This window comes from Arthrobacter sp. SPT-J7 (assembly GCF_059089965.1).
On the sequence record NZ_JBNHFF010000163.1, the window covers coordinates 1 to 7,563 of the forward strand.

A 7,563-nucleotide genomic window follows, 5' to 3' on the forward strand; every position below is an offset into this window, starting at 1 on the left:
ACGCCCGGAATGCGGGTGTAGATGTGCTCACCGGCGAAGGAGCCGTCCTTGGACAGGACCTCCATCGGCCCGTCCACCACCACCTGCGAGTTGGGCAGTTCACGCCGGCCCTTGGAGCCGAACGTGAACAGGACGCCGATGCCGCCGTCGATGTCGATCATTGAGTCGACCTTGGTGGCGCCGGTCTGGGCCGAGAATGAGTAAAAGTGTTCGCGGCGCGCATGGAGGTACTGCGCCAGCTCCTTGAGCTTGAGCGCGCGCTGGTGGAAGGTCAGCTGGCCAAGTTCCGCCTGCCCGGTGGTGCGGCCGTAATCGACGACGGCGGAAAGGTCCAGCCCCTCCGTGCTCACCTTGGCCAGGATCTCGCCGGTGCTCGCGTCGCGTACGGGGACAGCGGAACCCGTGGAACCGTCGTCGGGCGTCCACCACGCATCCATGATGAAGCTGGGCACTGTCTCCACGGTGTCGACCGTGGCCTGGGGAGCTGTGGCGGTGGTGGTCATCGTTGACGGGTCCTTCCAACAAGGGCATACAAAGGCGGCCAGTGATTACTGACCGTCCGTTCGGTAATATATTCACCATACATGAAAGGCCGTGGTGCACACTAGAAGGCCCGGGCTTGAAATAGCCACCCAGAAGGAGAGCAGATGAGCGCCCCGTCACCGAAGGATGCAGCTGTGGACAACCACCCTGACGCGCACGAGTTGTGGAAGATTACCCTCGGTGAGCTTGACGAGAAGATGGGCGTGAAGATCCTGGAGGAGTCGGTGGAGCGTGTGGTGGCCACTATGCCTGTGGAGGGCAACAGGCAGTCCTTCGGACTGCTGCACGGCGGAGCATCCCTGGCCGTAGGCGAAGCGGTGGGGTCCTGGGCCGCCGTGATCCACGCAAGCACCATGGGCAAGACGGCGGTGGGTGTGGACGTCTCCGCCACCCACCACCGCTCGGCGCGGGAGGGCCAGGTAACCATCACCGCCACCCCCATCCATCTGGGCGGGACTCTCACCACGCACGAGGTAGTCATCACCAACGAGGCCGGCCAGCGGCTCTGCACCATGCGCATCACCAACCTGCTGATGCGCCGCCACAAAAGATGATCCGTCTGTGCAATCTATTGAACCCGTTCGCTACCGGTGGTCGAGCTTAAGCGAAACCTCAGCGTCGGCTCTGAGGCGTCCGACGGCGCACCAGCGCCATCAGCACGGCACCGACGACGATCGCGATTGCCGCAGCACCTGCCGCCGGGAAAAGCGCGGACGGCCCGGTATAGGCAAGATTGCCGGTATCCCTGCGGTCGCCGGTGCTTCCGGTATTGGCGAGGTCAGCGGGAGGCGCGTTCACGGGCGGGGTCACGCCGACGGCGGGCGGGGTCACCACGACGGCGGGCGGGGTCACAACGACGGGGGGCGGGTTGGCCGCCGGGGCCGGCCGTACCAGCGGGGCCGGGACAGCCGGCACAGCAGGGGCGAACCCGAAGCTGCTGGCTCCGGAGACACTGAACCCGTTGACCGTCTCGGCCGTCAAACGGAGCGGCTCCTTCCCCTCAGGGGCTGAAAAGCCCCAGCTGCCGTCGGCATTGACGGGGACCTCGAAGGGTTCCTGCCCCTCAATGGCTATGCGGACTTTCGACCCGGCGGCAACCGCCGTGGCCGGTACTGCGGGTACGGTGCCGCTGATGACCTGGCCAGCGTCATACGTGGCGCCCGGCTCCGGTGACGTCACCACCGGCTTGTTGAGGAACAGCTCCAGCTGGTACCCGGGCAGTACGGCGAGGCTTTCAGTGAGGGTGGCACCGACGGCAAAGTTCTGGATCACGTTGCCGAACTCATCGGGTGTATCCCCGGCAGCATGAGTTCCCACAGCGTAGTTTCCGCTGACGTAGGGCCCGCCGGAGTCACCTCCGCTGGACTGGACGCCGTAAGACAGGAAGCCGTTGAAGGCCCTGAGGTCAGCTGGATCCGATGCGTAACCGGGACCTGGAACCACAAAAATCCCCACTGCATCGACGGTGCCGCAGGACCAGGCGGATGTCCTGCCCGAACGGCACACAGGCATGCCGGCGACCGGATCGGCCGTACCAATGATCTTGACGTCAGGTTCGGGCTGCGAGGCGTCGCCCCAGGTGCTGGCTGCCGGAAGCGGGTCCAGGCCGGGACGGAGGGATCCAACGACGGCGATATCGGTTCCCACGTTGCCGGGGTCCGTAAGGGCAGTGTTGTCCGGGCCGATTGGGCTGTCAGGGTCGAGGACCCACGAGTTACCGGGGCCGCCGAACTGGCTGAAGCCGAACCTGCCCAGGAGCCCTGTCTGGGTGAACCGGAATTCCAGTGTTGCCGTTTCTGCCGTGCCGTCGGAGGCACAGTGGCCCGCGGTGAGAACGGCGGGGAGGCCAGCGGGGTCGAAAGCAGAAAACCCAGTGGAACAGACCCAACCAGTATCGGCGATATAGCCAACTCCCCCGGGAACGTCGGCCTCAGGCGTGAGCGGAGTGCCGCCGTCGAGCTTGACATTGGCGAACCGGGACACGAACTCTGACGGGGACTTCTTGCCGGGGCCCGTGGGGGCAGTGGCAGCCGTTGAACCGCCAGTCGCCGAGCCAGCCTCAGCGGTGCTGCCTGCAGCGAGATCCGACGCCGCTTCCGGCGAATTGACGCCACCGGTCCGAATAACAAACTTCCCGCCCGAGGCCACCACGGCCTGCAGGCCCTCCGTGCCCACTTCACGGATATACGCCTGGAACAACTGCTCCACACTGACCGCCAACTCGCTGCCCTGGCTCGGCGCAATGTCATCGCCAGGTTCCTCGGTCGTCACCGAAGCGGGGGCGTCCTCCAGTGCAACGGCCGGGACGGTCCGTGCAAGCACAGCAACTTCCGCCAGCAGCTCCGTTCCGGAGCCCGACACCACAATCTGCCCGTCCTTCAGCTGTATCCCAAAATATCCAGGCACGTCCCGCAGCCGGTTGGCCGTCTCTGCTGCCTCGATACCCAGCTTGCCCGCTGCAGCAAATTCCGCCGGAGTCATTCCCAGATCACGCAGGACAGCTTCCTCGAGGGCAGCCGCAGACAGGCCGGAATGATGTGCATCAGTGGCGGCGGCAGGGGGCTCGGGCAGCTCGGGTTTGTCCGCCGCCCAGACCGGACTTACGGCAAAAGCAGAAGATGCCAATACTCCCGCTGCCGCCCCGGCGGCAAGGAAGCGCCGCAGGGTGCCGGCGTTCATCCGGTTGTCGGCGCTCATTGGGACACCCCGGCTCCGCACAGGGCCAGCACAGCGTCCAGCTCTGCGGTCCTAAGGCCGTTCCGCAGCAAGAAGGAGCGCGTGTCGAGGTTCCGTACAAACTCCACCACCGCGTCGCCGCGCTGCTCCAGCAGCGGCACCAACTCGGCTTCCTCAACGTAGCGTTCCCGCTCGTGCGGCGGGCCGTGGGTACGGTAGCGCTCGTTGATGCCCCGGGCGGCACGCCGGTAGCCGTCGGCGATGTCCCGGTCCGAGTCACCTGCCAGGTCCTGCACCATGGCTGCGACCATTCCGCTGCGGTCCCTGCCTGCGGCGCAATGAAGCACCACGTGGCCGCGCTGCGAAGCTGCGGCCAGTTCACGGAAGACTCCGGCCAGCCTCTGGGGGAACAGTCGGGCGTTATCCGCATAGAAGGCTGGGTCGTTGAGGTAGGGGCCGGAAATCGCTGTGAAGCGCGGATCGTCCGGTTCTTCCGTGGGCGCGGAAACCACGGTTATCCCGGCCAGGGCCGAGTTCCCCACGAGGGGATCGGTGTCCCGGCGCCGGGCTTCAGCAGCGTTACGAAGATCGATGACGGTGCGGACGCCGTCGCGGTACGCCTGCCGCCAGCCAACCTCCGTCAGCCACTCCCGACGCCCCATCCGGTAAACACCGCCGGCCACATGCCAGGCATTGACAGCACCATCCCAGTCCATGGGCCCGCCAGCTCTGTTCATCCGCACAGCTAACCACAAGACTCACATCAGTCGCACCTCTATCGGACATAGGCCGGCCGAAGTGGGGTACAGCCAACCCGTTACCAGCTGGGTCAGGAGGGATACGGTGGCGTTAAGCTCCCTGCACCGAATTCGTGGCCGTCGTCGTTCGAAGGAGAGCCATCAGGGGAATTGCAGCAGTACGACGGCGTCCGTCGGCTTTCGCAGCCCAGCCCTACCCGCGCCGGGCCAGCCGGTATTCGAGCCCGGCACGGACCATGGGCCACTCGTGTTCGAGGATGGAGAACACCACGGTGTCGCGCAGGATACCGTCGCGTGTCCTGGAGTGGTTGCGGAGCACACCGTCCTGCTTGGCCCCCAGCCGGGCAATGGCCTCGCGCGACTGGTGGTTGAGCCAGTGCGTCCGGAACTCCACGGCCGGGCAACCAAGAACCTCAAATGCGTGCTGCAGGAGCAGCAGCTTGGAGTCAGGGTTGGTTCCGGTCCCCTGCGCCGAGGCGGCGTTCCAGGTGGAGCCGATCTCCACACGGGGAGTGCCGGCGTCGACATTCATGTAGGTGGTCATTCCGATGATCCTGCCGGGGCCGCCAGTGGCCGGAGCGGTCAGCCGGGCCGTGAACGGCAGCATCGAACCCTGCTCCTGCAGGGCGAGCCGCCGCTGAATCTCCGCGGCCATTTCATCCGGCGACGGCACGGACGTGTACCAGAGGCGCCACAGCTCACCGTCCCGGGCAGCATCCACCAGTCCGTCGTGATGGTCCGGGCTAAGCGGCTCCAGGGTTACATACCGGCCCGTCAGGGTAAGGGGTTCAAGGAAGGTCACTGCACCAGCCTAGGTCCAACCACCCGGGCCGGTTACGCTGGGAAAGCACCAGGACTGCAAACGAGGGAGATAAACGTGTCAGGACACAATCCGGACCCGGAAGACGACAAGCTCACTGGCCTGGAGCCGGGTGGCGGAGTACCGCCGGGGGAAACGCCGCCGGGCGAAGCCTCCACGAACACCACCCAGGGCCATGACGAGCACGGCACCAAGAGAAGTACGCAGTTCTTCGTGATTGCAGCCATTGCGGCAGTGGTGCTCCTGTCGCTCCTGTATTTTGTCGGCTACATTGTGGGTTTTTTCGACTAGCCGGCGGTCCTAACTGGTCCAGTCAAAAAAGCCCTTGCCGGTCTTGCGTCCGAGTTCCCCCCTGGCCACCTTGTCCTTCAGGATCTGCGGCGGCGCGAAACGCTCGCCCAGCGTGGAGTGCAGGTACTCGGCAATGCCGAGCCGGACGTCCAGCCCGACAATATCCGTGGTTCGAAGCGGCCCGGTGGGGTGCTTGTAGCCAAGGACCATGGCGGCGTCGATGTCCTCGGCGGATGCCACCCCCTCCTCCACCATGCGCATCGCCTCCAGCGCGATGGCAACGCCGAGACGTGAGGACGCGAAGCCCGGCGCGTCATTGACGACGACGGCGGTCTTGCCGAGTGCCTCCACCCACCCTTTCGCCGCGGCGGCAAGCCCGGGAGACGTGCGTTCGCCGAGCACCACCTCGATCAGGGTGGACGCCGGCACCGGGTTGAAGAAGTGCAGGCCCAGGAAGTTCTCCGGCCGCTTCAGTTCCCCGGCCAGGCCGTTCACGGACAGGGACGAGGTGTTTGACGCCAGGCAAGAATCGTCCGCCAGCCGCTCCTCGATGCCGCGCAGCGCTGTGACCTTCAGGTCCCAGTCTTCCGGCACAGCTTCTACCACCAGGTGCCGGTCCTTGAAAGCGTCATAGTCCACATCCACCGTAAGCCGGGAAACGAGCTCGTCCAGGTTGGCGTTGACGGCACCGCGCTCGATGCTCCTGGCTGCGGCCGCTTCCACCCGTTCCCGGGCTGCCTCGGCAGACTGCTGGTCACGCTCGATCACCAGCACGTCCGCACCCTTCACCAGGAAGGCGTGCGCAATTCCGGCACCCATGCGGCCGCCGCCCAGGACACCAACGTGTGACGGGAGGCCGGGGGCTGGTGGGGGTGTGCTCATGGATTCTTCTCTCCGGTCTTGGCGCCGGCATTCACGCCGGCGCTGTTGTTGTCCTTGCTGGGTTTCTTGTCCAGGAACCTCTGCATCCGATCGAACTTCGCCTCGGATTCAAAGAGGATGCCCTGGGCCAGTTGGTCGATCAGCGGGTGCGCTTCTGCCGGTGCATGGAACACCGACTTGGTGATCCGCACGGCCAGCGGATCCTGCCGGCCGATCCTGTCCGCCAGATTCTGCGCGGCGTCCAGAAGCTCGGCCGGGCTATGGATCTCGCTGATGAGGTTCACCGCCAGGGCTTCTTCGGCCCCAAGCACCCGCCCGGCCAGCAGAATCTGCTTCGCCACCGGCTCCCCCACCAGCTCCTTCAGCCGCCAGCTGGCCCCGGCCGCGGCGAGGATGCCCAGCCCAGTTTCCGGGTTGCCGATGCGGACGTTCGCGGTGCCGATCCTGAAGTCAGCCGCGTAGGCGAGTTCCGCCCCGCCGCCCAGGCAATATCCATCCAGAGCGGCAATCACGGGCATGGGCAGCTTGGCGATCCGGACGAAGATGGTGGAGTTGATTCCCTGCAGGGCATCGTCCCGGCGGCGCTCGCGCAGCTGTGCGATGTCCGCTCCGGAGGCAAACACACCGTCCACGCCTGCGATGATCAGTACCTTCGGGTTCTGCTCAAGGGCTGTGCAGACGACATGGAGCTCATCCACCATCTGCTGGTCGATGGCATTCCGGACTTCGGGCCGGTTGAGGAGCACCACCACGCGGTCGCCGCGTTCCTCCACCAACAGCGCATGGAACTTTTCCGACGCCAGATCCACGGCGCCCGGCATCAGACCTTCTCCAGCAGCATGGCGGTGCCCTGGCCCACGCCGATGCACATGGTGGCCAGCCCGATCCCCGCGTCCTCACGCTCCATCCGGCCCAGCAGGGTGATGGCGATCCTGGCGCCGCTGGAACCCAGCGGGTGCCCCAAAGCGATGGCACCGCCGTCGTTGTTCACGATGTCCGGTTCCAGGCCCAGGCGGCGGATGCAGGCAAGGGATTGCGTGGCAAACGCTTCATTAAGTTCGACGGCGCCGAGGTCACCGACGCTGAGGCCGCTCCGCTTCAGGACTTTCTGCGTGGCCGGCACCGGGCCGATACCCATGATTTCCGGCTCGCAACCGGCCGAGGCACCATCAATGATGCGTGCGCGGGGTGTCAGGCCCAGCCGTTCGATGGCCGCTTCCGAGGCAACGATGATGGCTGACGCGCCGTCGTTGAGGGACGACGAGTTGCCGGCCGTGACTACTGTGCCGCCGTTCGCCACCGGCTTCAGCCCGGCCAGGACGTCCATGGTGGTGTCAGCCCGGGGGCCCTCGTCCGTGTCCACAACATGCTCAGACTTCCGGGTCTTGACGGTGACCGGGACGATTTCGTCCTTGAACCGGCCGGCAGCCGTGGCGTCAAGGGAGCGCTGGTGCGAGCGTACGGCGAAGGCGTCGGCGTCCTCACGGGAAATCCCGTCCACTCGGGCCACTTCTTCGGCCGTCTCAGGCATGGAGTGCGTCATCTTGCCGTCACGCGACAGCTCACCTTTGTGGAACCGTGGATTGGTGAAGC

8 protein-coding genes and 1 pseudogene are annotated in these 7,563 nt (G+C 65.8%); 2 read left to right on the forward strand and 7 right to left on the reverse strand.

Translation table 11 applies throughout. The features are described 5' to 3' along the window. A pseudogene (locus AC5RWX_RS27910) lies at nt 1–503 on the reverse strand (phenylacetic acid degradation bifunctional protein PaaZ); the annotation flags it as partial. A gap of 144 nt (nt 504–647) precedes the next feature. Between AC5RWX_RS27910 and AC5RWX_RS27915 the strand changes: the two are divergent. Further along, the gene (locus AC5RWX_RS27915) at nt 648–1,097 is read left to right on the forward strand and encodes a PaaI family thioesterase (protein ID WP_494099504.1); all 450 of its coding nucleotides are present in this window, start codon (nt 648–650) and stop codon (nt 1,095–1,097) included. A 58-nt stretch (nt 1,098–1,155) separates the two neighbouring features. Here the strand turns inward: AC5RWX_RS27915 and AC5RWX_RS27920 are convergent, their stop codons facing one another. The 3 genes from AC5RWX_RS27920 to AC5RWX_RS27930 form a co-directional block, all read right to left on the reverse strand. Beyond that, nucleotides 1,156–3,240: a S1 family peptidase gene (locus AC5RWX_RS27920; protein ID WP_494099505.1), complete on the reverse strand. Its 2,085-nt coding sequence runs from the start codon at nt 3,238–3,240 to the stop codon at nt 1,156–1,158. Further along, nucleotides 3,237–3,935 (reverse strand): tyrosine-protein phosphatase, encoded by a 699-nt coding sequence (locus AC5RWX_RS27925; RefSeq protein WP_494099506.1) that lies wholly within the window; start codon nt 3,933–3,935, stop codon nt 3,237–3,239. The genes AC5RWX_RS27920 and AC5RWX_RS27925 overlap by 4 nt, the downstream gene beginning before the upstream one ends. 235 nt (nt 3,936–4,170) lie before the next feature. Further along, complete coding sequence (locus AC5RWX_RS27930; protein WP_494099507.1) at nt 4,171–4,779, reverse strand: GNAT family N-acetyltransferase; 609 nt, start codon at nt 4,777–4,779, stop codon at nt 4,171–4,173. A gap of 75 nt (nt 4,780–4,854) precedes the next feature. Here AC5RWX_RS27930 and AC5RWX_RS27935 point away from each other — a divergent pair, with 75 nt between their 5' ends. Then, nucleotides 4,855–5,088 carry a DUF6480 family protein gene (locus AC5RWX_RS27935; protein WP_494099508.1) on the forward strand — a complete coding sequence of 78 codons (234 nt, stop codon included), beginning with the start codon at nt 4,855–4,857 and terminating at the stop codon, nt 5,086–5,088. A 9-nt stretch (nt 5,089–5,097) separates the two neighbouring features. On the opposite strand, the gene AC5RWX_RS27940 is transcribed toward AC5RWX_RS27935, so the two are convergent. The 3 genes from AC5RWX_RS27940 to AC5RWX_RS27950 form a co-directional block, all read right to left on the reverse strand. Beyond that, nucleotides 5,098–5,970: a 3-hydroxyacyl-CoA dehydrogenase family protein gene (locus AC5RWX_RS27940; protein ID WP_494099509.1), complete on the reverse strand. Its 873-nt coding sequence runs from the start codon at nt 5,968–5,970 to the stop codon at nt 5,098–5,100. Beyond that, nucleotides 5,967–6,791 carry an enoyl-CoA hydratase/isomerase family protein gene (locus AC5RWX_RS27945; RefSeq protein WP_494099510.1) on the reverse strand — a complete coding sequence of 275 codons (825 nt, stop codon included), beginning with the start codon at nt 6,789–6,791 and terminating at the stop codon, nt 5,967–5,969. Before AC5RWX_RS27945 ends, AC5RWX_RS27940 begins: the two co-directional genes overlap by 4 nt. After that, nucleotides 6,791–7,563: thiolase family protein (locus AC5RWX_RS27950; protein WP_494099511.1), on the reverse strand; the 773-nt coding region annotated here is incomplete at its 5' end. The genes AC5RWX_RS27950 and AC5RWX_RS27945, both read right to left, overlap by 1 nt.